General features: G+C 62.2%; 13 protein-coding genes and 1 other RNA gene. 9 read left to right on the top strand and 5 right to left on the bottom strand.

Translation table 11 applies throughout. The features are described from left to right. Positions 1-34: 34 nt before the first annotated feature. The gene (gyrA, locus tag SB772_RS32685) at positions 35-2,671 is read right to left on the bottom strand and encodes a DNA gyrase subunit A (protein ID WP_410837276.1); all 2,637 of its coding nucleotides are present in this window, start codon (positions 2,669-2,671) and stop codon (positions 35-37) included. A 476-nt stretch (positions 2,672-3,147) separates the two neighbouring features. Between gyrA and ompA the strand changes: the two genes are divergently transcribed. The 4 genes from ompA to ssrA all read left to right on the top strand — a co-directional run bounded on the left by ompA (position 3,148) and on the right by ssrA (position 5,964). Next, entirely contained in the window at positions 3,148-3,795 is a 648-nt protein-coding gene (gene ompA / locus SB772_RS32680; RefSeq protein WP_410837275.1) for an outer membrane protein OmpA, read from the top strand. 237 nt (positions 3,796-4,032) lie between these two features. Next, on the top strand, positions 4,033-4,731 hold the full coding sequence (ubiG, locus tag SB772_RS32675) for a bifunctional 2-polyprenyl-6-hydroxyphenol methylase/3-demethylubiquinol 3-O-methyltransferase UbiG (RefSeq protein WP_410837274.1): 699 nt from the start codon (positions 4,033-4,035) through the stop codon (positions 4,729-4,731). Positions 4,732-4,757: 26 nt separating this feature from the next. Then, a complete protein-coding gene (gene gph, locus SB772_RS32670) occupies positions 4,758-5,471 on the top strand; it encodes a phosphoglycolate phosphatase (RefSeq protein ID WP_410837273.1) in 714 nt (237 codons plus the stop codon). 123 nt (positions 5,472-5,594) lie between these two features. Beyond that, positions 5,595-5,964: a transfer-messenger RNA gene (gene ssrA, locus SB772_RS32665) on the top strand. Between the two features lie 134 nt (positions 5,965-6,098). On the opposite strand, the gene SB772_RS32660 is transcribed toward ssrA, so the two are convergent. Then, positions 6,099-7,070 carry a hypothetical protein gene (locus SB772_RS32660; RefSeq protein ID WP_410837272.1) on the bottom strand — a complete coding sequence of 324 codons (972 nt, stop codon included), beginning with the start codon at positions 7,068-7,070 and terminating at the stop codon, positions 6,099-6,101. A 410-nt stretch (positions 7,071-7,480) separates the two neighbouring features. Between SB772_RS32660 and SB772_RS32655 the strand changes: the two genes are divergently transcribed. Further along, positions 7,481-7,849 carry a hypothetical protein gene (locus SB772_RS32655; protein ID WP_410837271.1) on the top strand — a complete coding sequence of 123 codons (369 nt, stop codon included), beginning with the start codon at positions 7,481-7,483 and terminating at the stop codon, positions 7,847-7,849. Positions 7,850-7,957: 108 nt separating this feature from the next. On the opposite strand, the gene SB772_RS32650 is transcribed toward SB772_RS32655, so the two are convergent. Further along, entirely contained in the window at positions 7,958-8,224 is a 267-nt protein-coding gene (locus tag SB772_RS32650) for a hypothetical protein (protein ID WP_410837341.1), read from the bottom strand. 105 nt (positions 8,225-8,329) lie between these two features. After that, the gene (locus SB772_RS32645; RefSeq protein WP_410837270.1) at positions 8,330-9,409 is read right to left on the bottom strand and encodes a substrate-binding domain-containing protein; all 1,080 of its coding nucleotides are present in this window, start codon (positions 9,407-9,409) and stop codon (positions 8,330-8,332) included. A gap of 134 nt (positions 9,410-9,543) precedes the next feature. On the opposite strand from SB772_RS32645, the gene SB772_RS32640 reads away from it, so the two are divergent. From SB772_RS32640 to SB772_RS32625, 4 genes are read left to right on the top strand one after another with little or no spacing between them, the layout of a single operon-like run. Continuing rightward, the gene (locus tag SB772_RS32640) at positions 9,544-10,029 is read left to right on the top strand and encodes an NAD(P)H-dependent oxidoreductase subunit E (RefSeq protein ID WP_410837269.1); all 486 of its coding nucleotides are present in this window, start codon (positions 9,544-9,546) and stop codon (positions 10,027-10,029) included. Further along, positions 10,026-11,582, top strand: a complete 1,557-nt coding sequence (locus SB772_RS32635; protein ID WP_410837268.1) for a formate dehydrogenase beta subunit — start codon at positions 10,026-10,028, stop codon at positions 11,580-11,582. Before SB772_RS32640 ends, SB772_RS32635 begins: the two co-directional genes overlap by 4 nt. A 14-nt stretch (positions 11,583-11,596) precedes the next feature. Continuing rightward, positions 11,597-14,569 carry a formate dehydrogenase subunit alpha gene (gene fdhF / locus SB772_RS32630; protein WP_410837267.1) on the top strand — a complete coding sequence of 991 codons (2,973 nt, stop codon included), beginning with the start codon at positions 11,597-11,599 and terminating at the stop codon, positions 14,567-14,569. Between the two features lie 8 nt (positions 14,570-14,577). Beyond that, entirely contained in the window at positions 14,578-14,835 is a 258-nt protein-coding gene (locus tag SB772_RS32625; RefSeq protein WP_410837266.1) for a formate dehydrogenase subunit delta, read from the top strand. A 74-nt stretch (positions 14,836-14,909) separates the two neighbouring features. Here SB772_RS32625 and SB772_RS32620 read toward each other — a convergent pair whose 3' ends face one another. Next, entirely contained in the window at positions 14,910-16,634 is a 1,725-nt protein-coding gene (locus tag SB772_RS32620) for an FAD-dependent monooxygenase (protein ID WP_410837265.1), read from the bottom strand. Between the last annotated feature and the right edge of the window lie 124 nt (positions 16,635-16,758).

Raw genomic sequence — 16,758 nt, 5'->3', positions numbered from 1 at the left:
CCCAATAACTGAGACTGAGAGCCGCCGACGCGGATCAGGCTGCACCACCGTCTTCACCGCCGTTGTCGCTTTCAGCGGGACCTTCGGCGTCACCTTCGACATCCACATCTGCTTCCGCCTCAGCAACCTGTTGCAGACCTGAAAGCTTGGTCCCTTCGTCAAGGCTGATGAGTGTAACACCTTGGGTTGCACGCCCCATTTCTCGAATTTCCGACACGCGCGTGCGGATCAGCACGCCCGTATTGGTGATCAGCATGATCTGCGCTTCTGGATCCACCAGTGTGGCGGCGACCACCTTGCCGTTACGCTCCGATGTCTGGATTGCGATCATCCCCTTCGTACCGCGCCCGTGGCGCGTGTACTCGGTGATCGGCGTGCGCTTGCCGAAGCCGTTTTCGGTTGCGGTGAGCACCGACTGCTGCTCGTCGCCAGCCACCAGCAGCGCAATGACGTTCTGACCGTCTTCGAGCTGCATGCCACGTACACCGCGCGCCTCGCGGCCCATCGGACGCACGTCGTTTTCGTCGAAGCGCACCGCCTTGCCCGAATCCGAGAACAACATCACGTCATGCTGGCCGTCGGTGATGGCGGCGCCGATCAGGTAATCGCCGTCATCCAGACCGACCGCAATAATACCCTTGCGCAACGGCCGGCTGAAGGCCTCCAGCGGCGTCTTCTTTACCGTTCCTAACGCAGTGGCCATGAACACAAACTTGTCAGCCGAGAATTCCTTGACCGGCAACACGACCGTGATCTTCTCGCCGTCCTGCAGCGGGAACATATTGACGATCGGACGGCCGCGAGAGTTCCGCGAACCTTGCGGCACTTCATAAACCTTGACCCAATACACGCGACCGCGGTTCGAGAAGCACAAGATGTGATCGTGCGTGTTCGCGATGAAAAGCGTGTCGATCCAGTCGTCTTCCTTCATGGAAGTCGCCTGCTTGCCGCGACCGCCGCGCTTTTGCGCACGATATTCGGACAACGGTTGCGATTTCACATAGCCGGTGTGCGACATGGTCACAACCATCTCTTGCGGCGTGATCAGGTCTTCTGTATTCAGTTCGGTCGCGTTCAGCTCGATCTTCGAACGGCGCGCATCGCCGAATTCGGCCCTGATCGACGTCAGTTCGTCGACGATGATCGCCGTAATGCGTTCCGGGCGGGCCAGAATGTCCAGCAGGTCGGCGATTTGCGCCATCACTTCGCGATACTCGCCGATGATCTTGTCCTGCTCCAGACCGGTCAGGCGTTGCAGACGCATCTGCAAGATTTCCTGAGCCTGGGTGTCGGACAAGCGGTAGAGGCCGTCGGCCTGCATGCCGAACGCCGGATTCAAACCGTCAGGGCGATACGCTTCGCGGCCGCCGGCCGAGGCGTTTTCCGTCTCCGCACGCGCCAACATCTCCCGCACCAGCGACGAATCCCACGGACGCGCCATCAATTCCTGCTTGGCGATCGGCGGGGTGGGCGCCGCCTTGATGATCGCGATGAAATCGTCGATGTTGGCGAGTGCAACCGCCAGACCTTCGAGCACATGACCGCGTTCACGCGCCTTGCGCAGTTCGTATACAGTGCGCCGCGTCAACACTTCCCGGCGATGCGACAGGAAGCACGACAGCATTTCCTTCAGGTTGAGCAGCTTCGGCTGGCCGTCGACCAGCGCGACCATGTTCATGCCGAAGGTGTCCTGAAGCTGGGTCGCCTTATACAGATTGTTGAGAATGACCTCAGGCACTTCACCGCGTTTGAGTTCGATCACGACGCGCATGCCGCTCTTGTCGGATTCGTCGCGGATATCGGAGATGCCTTCGAGCTTCTTCTCGTTGACCAGTTCGGCGATACGCTCCAGCAGCGAGCGCTTGTTCACCTGATACGGCAACTCGTCCACGATGATCGCCATGCGCTGGCCGCGGTCGATTTCCTCGAAGTGCGTGAGCGCGCGCATCACCACGCGGCCACGGCCGGTGCGATAACCATCGCGCACGCCGGCCACGCCGTAGATGATGCCGGCGGTCGGGAAATCGGGCGCCGGGACGATCTCGATCAGCTCGTCGATCGTGGCTTCCGGGTTTTTCAGCAGATGCTGACACGCGTCGACGACTTCGTTGAGATTGTGCGGGGGGATATTGGTCGCCATGCCGACCGCAATACCGGACGAGCCATTGATCAGCAGATTGGGAATGCGCGCCGGCAGAATGGCCGGCTCGTTTTCGCTGCCGTCGTAGTTCGGCGTGAAGTCGACCGTTTCCTTGTCGATGTCGGCCAGCAGTTCGTGGCCGATCTTCGCCATGCGGATTTCGGTGTACCGCATGGCCGCGGCATTGTCGCCGTCGACCGAGCCGAAGTTGCCCTGACCGTCCACCAGCATGTAGCGCAGCGAGAAATCCTGCGCCATCCGGACGATCGTATCGTAGACAGCCGTGTCGCCGTGCGGGTGATATTTACCGATGACATCGCCGACAATACGCGCCGACTTCTTGTAAGCCCGGTTCCAGTCGTTGTTCAGTTCGTGCATCGCGTACAGCACGCGCCGGTGCACCGGCTTCAGGCCATCGCGAACATCGGGAAGCGCACGCCCCACAATCACGCTCATCGCGTAATCGAGATACGAACGGCGCATTTCCTCCTCTAGGGAGATTGGCAGAGTCTCTTTGGCGAATTGATCCATTATCCGTATCTTTTACGTGCGAAGACGACGGCAATACCGCGCCTTCGCGTAAGCATTGCAGGCGCAATGCATCACGCGATTCTAACATGCCGCGCATCCGCTCCCGACGAGGGTACGTATACCTATTAGCAGGCTCAAGCGATCGGCTCCTGGGCGACCTGCCATTGAGCCGGGGCAGGCTCGATTCGTGCATGGGGCAATCCGCCGCTCAGCCATGACTGACGGTGCCTTCCGCCGATCGCTTCTGTTGCGCATGCACCACAATTGGAGGGCGATTTGATCGGGGGCAGATTTTTTTATCGTTAGAAGGGAACGATATGGCAAAATGCCAACGCACAAAGAGTTAGACACTGCTCGAAGTCTACACAGCACGTTTTTTGTTCTACACCGATGTTATACTTCGAGCAATGTATGACTTGTCTTCGTCAACAGGCTCGCAGTAAACCTGCGGTAATCTCAATTTCGAGAGGAGAAATATGAATAAACTTTCAAAGCTCGCGTTCATTGCAGCTACCGCAGTTATGGCTGCATCCGCCATGGCGCAATCGGTGCCGGCGTCGCGACAAGCTACGAACGACAACTGGGTGAATGGCACCGGCGAATACGTGTGGATGAACGGCACGAACGAGCTTTGCTGGCGCGATGCATTCTGGACGCCGGCAACGGCCAACGCTAAGTGCGATGGCGCCCTGGTTGCCCAGGCTCCGACGCCGCCGGCTCCGGTCGCACCTGCACCGGCTATCACGAGCCAAAAGATTACGTATCAAGCTGACGCGCTGTTCGACTTCGACAAGGCTATCCTGAAGCCGGCCGGCAAGGAAAAGCTGGACGACCTCGCATCGAAGGTCCAAGGCTTGAACCTGGAAGTTATCGTTGCAACGGGTTACACGGACCGCATCGGTTCGGACAAGTACAACGACCGTCTGTCGCTGCGCCGCGCTCAAGCTGTGAAGTCGTACCTGGTGAGCAAGGGGATCGAAGCCAACCGTATCTACACGGAAGGCAAGGGCAAGCGCAACCCGGTCACGACCGGCTGCAACCAGAAGAACCACAAGCAACTCGTCGCCTGCCTCGCACCGGATCGTCGCGTGGAAGTCGAAGTTGTCGGTACTTCAAAGCAGTAAGCTACAAATTACCGCAGTATCAAAGCCCCGCTTCGGCGGGGCTTTTTTTATGCCGTTGTTCTTTGCGCTGCACGGCTCGTGCCTGCGTCGCTCGACGAAAAGCGCAATGCAATGGAATCGGACGCTCCAGCTGGCCGCGCAGCGCGGCGCGGCATTTTGCCGCCCCGTCCGTCGGCCTATATACTCAGGGTTTATCCTCGAGCGCCCGCTCACCGCTCTCATCGAGGCAGTTTCCCCATGACCAATGCCGATCCCCACGAACTGCAGAAATTTAGCGATCTCGCGCATCGTTGGTGGGACCCCAACGCCGAATTCAAGCCGCTGCATGAACTCAATCCAATCCGCCTTAGCTGGATCGACGCGCATGCGCATCTGGCCGGCAAACGCGTTCTGGATATCGGCTGCGGCGGCGGCATTCTGTCGGAATCGATGGCGGGACTGGGCGCGCATGTGAAGGGAATCGACCTGTCGAGCCAGGCGCTAGGGGTGGCAGATCTTCACAGCCTTGAAAGTGGTGTAACCGTTAGTTACGAGGAAATCGCCGCTGAGGCGCTCGCCGCCCGCGAACCGGGCACATACGACGTCGTGACCTGCATGGAAATGCTCGAGCACGTGCCTAAACCGGCCGCCATCGTCGCCGCCTGCGAGACATTGGTGAAACCCGGTGGCTGGGTGTTTTTCTCCACGCTGAACCGCAACGTGAAGTCGTATCTGTTCGCGGTGATCGGCGCCGAATACATCGCGCGGATGCTGCCTAAGGGCACCCATGACTACGCGCGCTTCATCCGTCCGTCGGAATTGGCGAGCTTCGTGCGCGCCGCCGACCTGCGCACAGTCGACATCAAAGGTATCGTGTACAACCCGCTCAGCAAGCATTTCGCGCTGTCCGCCGACACGAGCGTGAACTATATGCTTGCCTGCCGCCGCGACGTCTGATCCGCCCCGACCTCTTTCCTCAATCAATGAGCGATCCCACGCCCCTGCCCCAACGCGAAGATGACGACGCCGACCTCGGCCTTTTCGTGGCTGTGCTGTTCGACCTGGACGGCACGCTGGCCGACACGGCGCCCGATCTCGCCGCCGCCGTCAACAAAATGCGCCACGACCGCGGCCTTGAGATGGTGCCGCTCGAAGATCTGCGGCCATTCGCATCCGCGGGCGCGCGCGGACTGATCGGCGGCGCCTTCGGCATCGGCCCCGACAATCACGAGTTCACGTCGATGCGCGAGGAGTTTCTCGCCAATTACGAAGCGGACTTGTGCATCGAGACCACCCTGTTTCCCGGCATCTCCGAATTGCTCGACGAGCTCGATGAACGCGGCGTGCGCTGGGGCATCGTGACAAACAAGGTGGCCCGGCTGACTGAGCCGCTGGTGGCGCAACTCGGCCTCGAAGAGCGCGCAGGCTGCGTGGTGAGCGGCGATACGACACCGCATTCGAAACCGCATCCGGCGCCGTTGCTGCACGCGGCGCGCGAGCTGGATCTGGCGCCGGAACGCATTATCTATGTCGGTGACGACTTGCGCGATGTACAGGCGGGCTTTGCGGCCGGCATGAAGACGGTGGCCGCTGCGTACGGCTACTGCGGCAACGATATTCCACCGACGCAGTGGCACGCACAGCATGTCGTGCAGTCGCCGGCCGAATTGCAGAAGCTGCTGCGCGAGATCGGCTGACCCTTACCTGATGCACCGCCGCCGCAGCATCGTAACCCGCGATCGGCCTGGCAATCAGCAAAGACTCAGCCGTCAAACTATTGTAAAATGTGCGTTGGCCTAGAAATTTGGGCAACGAACCGCGGGGGCGACCTGGTTTCGACAGGGGTTGCGAAGCGGCTAGGGCATACCGAGGACCCGTCACCTCGTTAATCAATGGGAAAAACGTAACTGCAAACGACGAAACGTTCGCACTGGCAGCCTAAGGGCCGCCGTCCTCTGCCTAGCTCACTGACGGGTTAGAGTCGCAAGACCGGTAGCAATACCGACAGAGGTCATATACGTCAGTTAAGCCTTGGCGGCGTCACGACGCCCGGGTCGAAAATCTAGTGAATCGCCGTCACGCAGCGTGTTCGTCCGCGTCGTGGTGGTTAAATCAAAAGACAGAACTAAGTATGTAGAACTAGTCGTAGAGTGCTTCTGGACGCGGGTTCGATTCCCGCCGCCTCCACCAGAACACCGTGCAAGTGGCAGCAATGCTTCACAAAAAACCCGCTAGGCCGAAGCTTCGCGGGGTTTTTTTGCTGCCCGTGATTCCCATGCATCACCGTCGACCGCCATAGGGCGCTCGACTCCCCGATGTTCGAGCTACCGGCCCTCAAACAGGGCTCCGCTCTGCGCATCCTGTTCGATCCACAGCCGGCTGTCGGGAAACCAGAATGCATCCGGACGTGGGGGCGACGCGAGCCTCACCGGAAGCGACGGATTGAATATTTTCGACCATGCGGACAAATAAGACGGCGTTTTCACGAGAAACCCGCAATTCGAAAGCAGCAGGCTGGAAACCAGCGCCTCACGGCCGATTTCAAGTCCTGGGTAGCCGCTGAAATGAATGGGCGTGCTGCCGTTTGCGAGTAATTTTGCGGGCGCTACCTTGATTGGCTTGCTGAATGGCCACGCGACGAAAAAGTCGATAAAAGCCTGTTCGTCGCTCGATACGAAGATGCTGCTTAAATGCGGATTTTCCGCGAGCGTCGATTCCACCAGCCGGCAAAAGTTTTCCCATGAAACCGGCATGGCTTCCAGGTTCTTATCCGTGCCTCTGAAATGCGCGCCGAGGGTTGATGCGCCGATCTCGAGCCGTTCACAGAACGAGTTGACCTCGGCGAAAATGTGCGCGGCCGGTCGAAAATGTGCGTGAAAGAGTTCGCTCGCGCTCTTGAGTTGAAGCCGGTGTTCATACCGTTGGCGAAAGCCCAACTGAACCAGATCGCGAACCGTCGACGTCCTCACATTTTGCGTCGGCATTGCGCCCGACGGCGTCTGCACGGTCTCGAAGAAGGCTGAAAACCAGTCCAATTTCCCTTCGGGGTCACCATAAATTCCCCCGCGGGCTGAAATGCGCGGAGTCAGATTTTTTTCATCGCAATACATCAGAATAAACAGGACCATCTGCATCGCGGAGAAAAAACCTGAATTCTCCCGAATCTCGATTGCAAATACGCCCTTGTTCAAACGCTGTTTGGCATGGAGTGACATCCGGCTGGGCATGGCCACGGAATGCTTAAACCCCTCGCTGCGCCGGAATTTTTTTGCGCGATCGACTACCTTTCTCAGCATGCCTGGCTCCGGATTATTAATTAGGTATTTTTTGAAAACGGTACCTGCCGGTTTTGCGCTTCAGCATAGCATCGTGGCGCCATTTATTGAGTAAATTTGCCTCACTTTGGTGATCCAGCATACAAACTCCGGCAAGGTTTTCCTGGTGCACCAGGTCCGGCTCGCAGGTTCGCGCAGACGTCGGCATCCGGCGAACGGCGTGCGCGTAGTTCACAAAACGCGACACACGAAAACCGCCTATAAAACAGAAGGCCCGCTCAATGCTTCATCGAGCGGGCCTTTTTGCTGGCAAGCATCAACGCGGCGAACAGGCCGCGAATGGAATAAACGCACGCTTCAATCGTTTATTCCTCACGCGCGCGCACGCCGCGTGCCGCGCGAGACCAACACCAAAATCAGGAGCCGACATCATGCGCAAGACTCTCTTCTGCCTCTCCACGCTCACGCTGCTCGCACTGCAACAAGCCGCTTTTGCCGAGGCGCCGAAAGTCGTCGATGGCCGTTTCGTCACCGCGGACGGCATGACACTCTACACGTTCGACAAAGACACCACGCCCGGCACGAGCGCCTGCACCGGTGGCTGCATGAGCTACTGGCCTGCAGCGGTGGCGAGCCCTTCGGACAAACCGTCAGGCGACTGGACGCTGATCCCTTCCGCCGACGGCAAACAGCAATGGGCGTACAAAGGCCATCCGCTATATCGCTACGCAGCCGACAAGCAGGCAGGAGACATGAAGGGGGACGGCTTCAAGGACATGTGGCATACGGCGAAACCCTAACCGATAACCGCCGCGCAAGAAGCGCCAAACGAAGACGCCGGCAGAACGCCGGCGTCGCGCGAACGAAAGCAAAAACGAAAACGCTTGTTCGCTCGCTTATTTGTCCACTCACTGGTCTTTAGGACACTGCAGATTGCAGCCGTTCGGATCGCCCATATCGCCCCGCTTGCGCATGGCCGATTTTTTGCCGGACTGATATTTATCCGAAGGCGCTGATGCAGCAAACGGCATTTGCGGATGTTCGGCAAGACGGAACTCGTCTTGCAGGATGCCACCCGGCACACCCGGCGCATTCTGTGCGAAAGCAACGGAAACGGTGGCGAGAAGCACCCCGGCCGTCGCCACGGCAGCACATGCGTGAAGAAGAACTTTCATATCGAAGCGGCGCGGCACAGCGCGGTAGGCGGAAGCGGAAGCCAAGAGAGTATCCCAAACGGCCGCCCTGCGCAGCGCCAAAGGCTCCTTGATGTTTACAGCCGCTTACACCGTCGTCTCGCCGAGCCCCGCATCGAGATCGAGCAGCTTGCCGCAGTCGTGTGGATCGTAGCCCTCGAGCTGTTCGACGCTGTGGCGAAACGCGTCGCCGCGCAGCAGTTCGATCACCGTCGCGAGTGGCGCGCGCTCCAGCCGCGCGCGGTCGCAGGCGAAGTAATAGTCTTCGTCGACGATCGGAATGAAGTCGAGCCCGAAGTGATGCGCCGCCGGCTCGACGCCGAAGCCCACGTCCGCCATGCCGCTCGCCACAAACGCGGCGATCGCCGAATGCGTCAGTTCCGTCGACGCATAGCCGTTGACGCGATCCGGATCCACGCCGACTTGCCTGAGCGCGAGGTCGAGCAGCATCCGCGTACCGGAACCGGGTTGACGATTGACGAAGCGGATATCGCCGCGCGCGAGATCGCTCAGACCGCCGATTCGCCTGGGATTGCCCTTGCCGAGAAACAGGCCCTGCTTGCGCCGCGTCAGATGGACGAGCACGTGGCGTTGCGGATCGAGCCAGCGTCGATACGTGTCGGCGCACGCCGCGCGAAACTCGCCGAGCGGCAAATGGAAACCGGCCAGATCGCATTCGCCGCGCGCCAGTGCGCTGACAGCGTCCGCGCTATCGCGGTACTTGATGTCGACCGGCAGATCGTTCGCGACCAGCGCCGTCACCAGCGCAGCAACGGCATAACCGTGCGACGCGTGAATCCTCACATCGTCGGCGGGTGGCGCCAGCCAGCGGTTCAGATCGCTCGCGACCTCGCTGGCGAGCGCCTGCATATTGCCGTCGAGCCGCTCGCCGCACAGACGCTGCGCACGCAGCACCGCTTGCCCGAGTTCGGACAGCACCGAGCCGCGGCCACGCTCCTTTGCGATCAGCGGACCGCCCAAACGCTCCTCGATGCTGCGCAGCAAACCCCACGCGTGCCGGTAGGACAAACCCTTGAGCGTCGCCGCCTGCGCGATGCTGCCGGACTCGTCCACCAGCGCAAGCAGCGGCACCACGTCCGACAGGCTTGCCTCACGGCCGTCCGGTCCCCTCACGACCAGTTGCGCCTGGCACTCGACCCTGATCATATATGATCTTCTCCTTCCTATTGCGCGAGGCGTTTCACACGCCTATTGTTCCGCTATCCCATATCGAATATATGAAGCATAGATGCGCTCATTATGAATCACAAGTGCATATATGACTTTGGAGGAGCCCCCACTTGGACGATTCCCTCGCCATCGCGCCGGATCAACTCGTGCAACGTCATGCCCTGCCGGGCAGGTCGCTGCTCGCGGTACTGCATGCGATTCAGGATGAACTCGGCTACGTGCCGCCGGACACGATTGCGCCGCTCGCGCGCGTCATGAATCTGTCGCGCGCGGAAGTCCACGGCGTCATCACCTACTACCACCACTTCCGCACGCAGCCCGCAGCGCCCGTCACGGTGCAGTTGTGCCGCGCGGAGGCGTGCCGCAGCATGGGCACCGAAGCGCTCGCGCAACACATCGAGGCGCACACCGGCTGCCGTTTCGATGCGGAACATCGGCATGACGCGACGGTGGCGCTGGAATCGGTGTACTGCCTCGGCCAATGCGCGCTCTCGCCGGCAATGATGCTCAACGGCACGCTGCACGCGAAAGTCACGCCGCACAAGTTTGACGCGCTCTTCGCCGCCGCCAGCAAATGCGTGGAGGTAGCAGCATGACGCATATTTACGTTCCCCGTGATTCGTCGGCGCTCGCGCTCGGCGCCGACGCGCTGGCGCAGGCGATCGAAACCGAGGCCGCGCGCCGCGGTATTGAAATCGAATTGGTCCGCAACGGTTCGCGCGGTTTGTCGTGGCTCGAACCGCTTGTCGAAGTCGCAACGGCCGCAGGCCGCATCGGCTATGCGAATGTGGAAGAGACCGACATCGCCGCGCTGTTCGACGCCGGTTTCATCGAAGGCGGCGAGCATCCGCGCCGCGTGGGCGTCGTCGATGAGATTCCGTATCTGAAGAAGCAGCAGCGTCTGACCTTCGCGCGCATCGGCATCACCGATCCGCTGTCCGTCGACGACTACGTCGCGCACGGCGGCCTCGAAGGCTTGCAGCGAGCCTTGAACACCGACGGCGACGCCGCCTGCGAAGCATTGATCGAATCGGGCCTGCGCGGCCGCGGCGGCGCAGCGTTCCCGGCCGGCATCAAATGGCGCACGGTGCGCGGCGCACAAGCGGCTCAGAAATACATCGTCTGCAATGCGGACGAAGGCGATTCCGGCACCTTCTCCGACCGTCTCGTGATGGAGAGCGATCCGTATGTACTGATCGAAGGCATGATCATCGCGGGCGTCGTGACCGGCGCGACGGTCGGCTATATCTACGTGCGCAGCGAGTATCCGCACTCGATCGCGACGCTCGAAGCCGCGATCGCCAAAGCGCGCGCCGCCGGCTGGCTCGGCGACAGCGTGCTCGGCTCGGCGCATCGCTTCGAGCTGTTCGTCGCGAAAGGCGCGGGCGCCTATGTCTGCGGCGAGGAAACCGCGCTGCTCGAATCGCTCGAAGGCAAGCGCGGCATCGTCCGCGCGAAGCCGCCGGTGCCGGCCCTGGTCGGCTTGTTCGGCCAGCCGACCGTGATCAACAACGTCATCACGCTCGCGACGGTGCCGATCATCTTCGCGCGCGGCGCCGCGTTCTACAAAGACTTCGGCATGGGCCGCTCGCGCGGCACGCTGCCGTTCCAGCTCGCCGGCAATGTGAAGCAAGGCGGCCTCGTCGAACTCGCGTTCGGCGTGACGCTGCGCGAACTGCTCTACGACTACGGCGGCGGCACGGCAAGCGGGCGGCCGGCGCGCGCCGCGCAGGTCGGCGGCCCGCTCGGCACCTATCTGCCGGAAAGCCAGTGGGACATTCCGCTGGACTACGAGGCGTATGCGGCCGTCGGCGCGGTGGTCGGCCACGGCGGCATCGTCGTGCACGACGACACCTCGAATCTCGCCGAACTCGCGCAGTACGCGATGCACTTCTGCGCGCTGGAATCGTGCGGCAAATGCACGCCGTGCCGGATCGGCTCGACGCGCGGCGTCGAAGTCATCGGACGGATTCGCAACGGCGACACCTCGACGCGGCAAGTGCAGCTGCTGCGCGATCTGTGCGACACGATGGTGTCCGGCTCGCTGTGCGCGATGGGCGGCATGACGCCGTACCCGGTGCTGTCCGCGCTCGACCATTTCCCCGAAGACTTCGGTCTCGATCACGCGCCCAAAGCGGCTGCAGCCTGACCCAGGAGCCCAACATGTCCGACGTGCTCAACTCCCCTGCCGGCGCCCCGAAGGAAGCCCCCTTGGGGGGTGGCTGCGGTTCCGGCAACTGTGCGTGCAAATCGCAAGCGCAGCAACGCGCGACCCGCTCGTTCTTCGACGACACCGACTACGGCACGCCGCTGCGTCATGCCGACGTCGACGTCACGCTCGAAATCGACGGCCAGGCGGTGACGGTGCCGGCCGGCACGTCGGTGATGCGCGCCGCCGCGGAAGCCGGCGTGAACGTGCCGAAGCTTTGCGCGACCGACTCGCTCGAACCGTTCGGTTCGTGCCGCTTGTGCCTGGTCGAAATCGAAGGCAAGCGCGGTTATCCGGCCTCGTGCACCACGCCGGTCGAAGCCGGCATGAAAGTGCGCACGCAAACCGATCGCCTGCAATCGCTGCGGCGCAACGTGATGGAGCTGTACATCTCCGATCACCCGCTCGATTGCCTGACCTGCCCCGCCAACGGCGATTGCGAACTGCAGGACATGGCGGGCGTGACCGGCTTGCGCGAAGTGCGCTACGGCTTCGACGGCGCCAATCACCTGAAGGACAAGAAAGACGAGTCGAATCCGTACTTCACGTACGACCCGTCGAAGTGCATCGTCTGCAATCGCTGCGTGCGCGCCTGCGAAGAAACGCAAGGCACGTTCGCGCTGACCATCGCCGGGCGCGGCTTCGAATCGCGCGTGGCGGCCAGCGAAAACCAGCCGTTCATGGAATCGGAGTGCGTGTCGTGCGGCGCGTGCGTCGCCGCGTGCCCGACCGCGACCTTGCAGGAAAAGTCCGTCGTCATGTTCGGCCAGGCCGAGCATTCGGTGGTCACGACGTGCGCGTATTGCGGCGTCGGCTGCTCGTTCAAGGCGGAGATGAAGGGCAACCAGGTCGTGCGGATGGTGCCGCACAAGAACGGCCAGGCCAACGAAGGCCACGCCTGCGTGAAGGGCCGCTTCGCATGGGGTTACGCAACGCACAAAGACCGCATCACCAAGCCGATGATCCGCGCGAAGATCACCGATCCGTGGCGCGAAGTCAGCTGGGAAGAGGCACTCGATTACGCGGCCTCGGCGTTCCGCCGCATCCAGGCGAAGCACGGCCGCGATTCGATCGGCGGCATTACATCTTCGCGTTGCACCAACGAAGAAACGTATCTCGTGCAGAAGCTCGTGCGCGCCGCGTTCGGCAACAACAACGTCGACACCTGCGCGCGCGTGTGCCACTCGCCGACCGGCTACGGCCTGAAGACGACGCTCGGCGAATCGGCTGGCACGCAGACGTTTGCCTCGGTCGATAAAGCCGACGTGATCATGGTGATCGGCGCGAATCCGACCGACGGTCACCCCGTGTTCGGCTCGCGGATGAAGCGCCGCATACGCGAAGGCGCGAAGCTGATCGTGGTCGATCCGCGCCGCATCGATATCGTCGATACGCCGCACGTGAAGGCGTCGCATCACCTGCAACTGCGCCCGGGCACCAACGTCGCGATCATCAACGCGCTCGCGCATGTGATCGTCACCGAAGGCCTGCTCGATGAAGCCTTCATCGCCGAGCGCTGCGAAACGCTTGCTTTCGAGCAATGGCGAGCATTCGTCGCGCTGCCTGAAAATGCGCCGGAAGCCACTGCGGAACTCACCGGCGTGCCGGCCGAGGAAGTGCGCGCTGCCGCCCGCATTTACGCCACCGGCCGCAACGCCGCGATTTACTACGGCTTGGGCGTCACCGAGCACGCGCAAGGCTCGACGATGGTGATGGGCATCGCCAACCTCGCGATGGCGACCGGCAACATCGGCCGCGAAGGCGTCGGCGTGAATCCGCTGCGCGGCCAGAACAACGTGCAGGGTTCGTGCGACATGGGCTCGTTCCCGCACGAACTGCCCGGCTATCGTCACATCAGCGATTCGATCGCGCGCGCGCTCTTCGAAGAAGCATGGAACGTCACGCTGCAACCGGAACCGGGCCTGCGCATTCCGAATATGTTCGACGCCGCGCTGGACGGCAGTTTCAAGGGGCTCTACTGCCAGGGCGAGGACATCGTACAGTCCGATCCGAACACGCATCATGTGGCGGCGGCGCTGTCGTCGATGGAGTGCATCGTCGTCCAGGACATTTTCCTCAACGAGACCGCGAAATACGCCCATGTGCTACTGCCGGGTTCGTCGTTCCTCGAAAAGGACGGCACCTTCACGAACGCGGAGCGCCGTATCTCGCGCGTGCGCAAGGTGATGCCGCCGCTGCCCGGCTACGCGGACTGGGAAGTCACGGTGATGCTCGCACGCGCGCTCGGTTATGAAATGGATTACGCGCATCCGTCGCAGATCATGGACGAAATCGCCCGCCTCACGCCGACCTTCCACGGCGTTTCGTACAAGAAACTCGACGAGCTCGGCAGCATTCAATGGCCATGCAACGAGAACGTGCCCGACGGCACGCCGACGATGCACATCGGCACCTTCGTGCGCGGCAAGGGCAAGTTCGTGATCACGAAGTTCATCGCGTCGCCGGAAAAGGTTACGCGCAAGTTCCCGCTGATCCTGACAACCGGCCGCATCCTGTCGCAATACAACGTCGGCGCGCAGACGCGCCGCACCGAAAATTCGCGCTGGCACGAAGAGGACCGTCTGGAACTGCATCCGCACGATGCCGAGGAGCGCGGCATCAAGACCGACGATTGGGTCGGCATCGAATCGCGTGCGGGCCAGACCGTGTTGCGCGCGAAGGTGACCGAGCGGATACAGCCCGGTGTCGTGTACACGACGTTCCACTTCCCCGAATCGGGCGCGAACGTGATCACCACCGATAGCTCGGACTGGGCCACCAACTGCCCGGAATACAAGGTCACCGCGGTTCAGGTGATGCCGGTCGAACAGCCGTCGCAGTGGCAGCAGGAGTATTCGCGCTTCAACACCGAGCAACTCGATCTGCTGAAGCAGCGTGAGTTGGCCAATGCAACGTCGGGTAAGTGAGGCAAGCCATGGATGACCAGAACCTGATCGACATGGCGAACCGGATCGGCGATTTTTTCGATTCGATGCCGGACCGCGAAGAGGCGCTGACCGGCATCGCCGATCATATTCGCCGCTTCTGGGAGCCGCGCATGCGGCGCGCGTTGCTGGCGACGCTCGACCGACCGGATGCGAACGGCATCGCGATGTCGGACATCGTCAGAGAGGCGCTCGTCAAACATCGCGATCAACTGATGCCGGCCGCTTCTTCGTTCGCGCACGCGTAAGGAGTAAGGCGTCAGGCGACGCGCAAGGCGGCCCCGGCGGCTTCAGCGGTCGTTGTGCCACAGAGCCGGCTAGCTTAAAGGGCAGCCTGCTCCGGCACCACGCCGCCGACGGCGAACCACGCCTCGCAGTGCCGCAGCAAGCCTTGCAAATCCGAGCCGGTGCGGCCGCGCGCGCAGACGTAGCCGTCCGGCCGCACCAGATAGAACGAAGGCCGCGTGCGGCCGTACGATTCGGCCAGCGGCGGGCCGCCCTCACCCGTCGTATCCGTCACGCGCCAGATCCGCACCGCGCCCGGTAACAATTTCTCGACCTCGGCGACAAGCCGCTCCAGTTCCGCATCCGGCGGCGGCGCGTGTTTGGCGGCCGGATCGAGCGGCGTTTCGTCGGCGGGGACAGGCGGCACCAGTAGGAACAGCGAAAAGAACGCCGGGTCGTGCAGATCGAAAATACAGCCGACGCCGGGCGCGCGGCCGAGCGGCCCGTCCACCACATGCACCAGCGCATCCGGCGCCCGTTCGCCGGCGCGCGGGCCGCCGTCGAGTACGCGCTCGAACGTCAGCGGACTGCGCCGATACTGGATCGACAATTCGCTGATCGTCAGCCGCGCCGCATCGCGCAGCGGACCGAGCGCGGCCAGCACCGGCATTACCCGCTCGCGCAGCAGCTTCAAAGGTCCGTGATCGGCCTCGGCCATCTGCGTGATGAAGCCGGTTTGCCGCAGCACGTCACGCTCGATCGGATGCCGCTCCAGATGGTAGGTATCGAGCAGGCGATCCGGCGCCGCGCCGTTGAGCACCCGCGCGATCTTCCAGCCGAGGTTGAAGGCTTCCTGAATGCCCGTGTTCATCCCTTGCGCGCCGGCCGGACTGTGCACATGGGCGGCGTCGCCGGCGAGGAATACGCGTTCGACGCGTAGCTTTTCCACCATCCGGCTGTTCAGATGGAAGTACGACGACCACGCCAGCTCCGACACCGTGACCCGCTGATTGACGCGCCGCGCGATCAGCGCCCGGCATGCATCGAGCGGCGGCGCAGGCACGATGTCGAGCGGCGGCTCGCCGAGCACCGCGGGCGTGGCGGGCGCAGCGGCAGCAGCGGGCTCGAGCGGATGATCGGCAATCAGACGATAGCGGCCGTGGCCCATCGGAAACAGCGCGACCAGACCTTCGCTTGAAGCGAAGATATGGAACTCGTCTTCGGGCCAATCGGTTTCGGCGTGCAAGTCGGCGAGCAGGAAACTTTGCTCGAAAGTCTTTCCCGTAAAGTTCAAACCGAGCCGGTGACGGATCGCGCTATGCGCGCCGTCGGCGGCGATCATGTACGACGGGTGCAAGGTCTCCGTGTGACCGTCCGCGCGACGCAGCGTCGTCTGAATGCCGGCCACGCCTTGCGAGAATACCGTCAGTTCGACGCCCCGTTCGATCGTCACGCCGAACGTCGCCAGATGCTCGGTCAACAGGCGTTCGGTGATCGCCTGATCGAGAAACAGCAGATAGGGATAGCGCGTGTGCAGCGGATCGAAATCGAGCCGCGCGAGGCACTGCCCGTTTGAAAAGAGATTGGCGATTCGCGCCCGGTGACCGAGTTCGAGAAACGGCTCGATCAGCCGATGCTGCTCGAACAGTTCGAGCGTGCGCGCCTGAATGCCGATGGCCCGCGAGTGCGGGTTCGGCTGCATCGCTTTGTCGATCAGACGCACGGGGATGTGCGCACGCGCCAGACTCATGGCCGCGGCGAGTCCGGTCGGACCCGCGCCGACGATCAGCACCGGCGACGCGTCGTTTCGAGCAGCGTCCATGCAGAACTCCGGAGGCAGCAGTGCGTTCTAGTGTACGCCGCCCTTACGCCGTTCGATATTCATACGTATAGATGTTGGCGCACCAGGTCAATTCGGGGGCAACGTCGGCGAGTGTGGGAAAATG

It is taken from the genome of Paraburkholderia sp. SIMBA_030 (assembly GCF_046535245.1).
Lineage (GTDB): Bacteria > Pseudomonadota > Gammaproteobacteria > Burkholderiales > Burkholderiaceae > Paraburkholderia.
Note: the sequence above shows the minus strand (reverse complement) of the source record. Positions and strands in the feature narration are given on the sequence as shown.

Bases quoted from the DNA above. Each gene is read 5' to 3' on its own strand.
- gyrA (WP_410837276.1), bottom strand. From the start codon at position 2,671: ATGGATCAATTCGCCAAAGAGACTCTGCCAATCTCCCTAGAGGAGGAA.
- ompA (WP_410837275.1), top strand. From the start codon at position 3,148: ATGAATAAACTTTCAAAGCTCGCGTTCATTGCAGCTACCGCAGTTATG.
- ubiG (WP_410837274.1), top strand. From the start codon at position 4,033: ATGACCAATGCCGATCCCCACGAACTGCAGAAATTTAGCGATCTCGCG.
- gph (WP_410837273.1), top strand. From the start codon at position 4,758: ATGAGCGATCCCACGCCCCTGCCCCAACGCGAAGATGACGACGCCGAC.
- SB772_RS32660 (WP_410837272.1), bottom strand. From the start codon at position 7,070: ATGCTGAGAAAGGTAGTCGATCGCGCAAAAAAATTCCGGCGCAGCGAG.
- SB772_RS32655 (WP_410837271.1), top strand. From the start codon at position 7,481: ATGCGCAAGACTCTCTTCTGCCTCTCCACGCTCACGCTGCTCGCACTG.
- SB772_RS32650 (WP_410837341.1), bottom strand. From the start codon at position 8,224: ATGAAAGTTCTTCTTCACGCATGTGCTGCCGTGGCGACGGCCGGGGTG.
- SB772_RS32645 (WP_410837270.1), bottom strand. From the start codon at position 9,409: ATGATCAGGGTCGAGTGCCAGGCGCAACTGGTCGTGAGGGGACCGGAC.
- SB772_RS32635 (WP_410837268.1), top strand. From the start codon at position 10,026: ATGACGCATATTTACGTTCCCCGTGATTCGTCGGCGCTCGCGCTCGGC.
- fdhF (WP_410837267.1), top strand. From the start codon at position 11,597: ATGTCCGACGTGCTCAACTCCCCTGCCGGCGCCCCGAAGGAAGCCCCC.
- SB772_RS32625 (WP_410837266.1), top strand. From the start codon at position 14,578: ATGGATGACCAGAACCTGATCGACATGGCGAACCGGATCGGCGATTTT.
- SB772_RS32620 (WP_410837265.1), bottom strand. From the start codon at position 16,634: ATGGACGCTGCTCGAAACGACGCGTCGCCGGTGCTGATCGTCGGCGCG.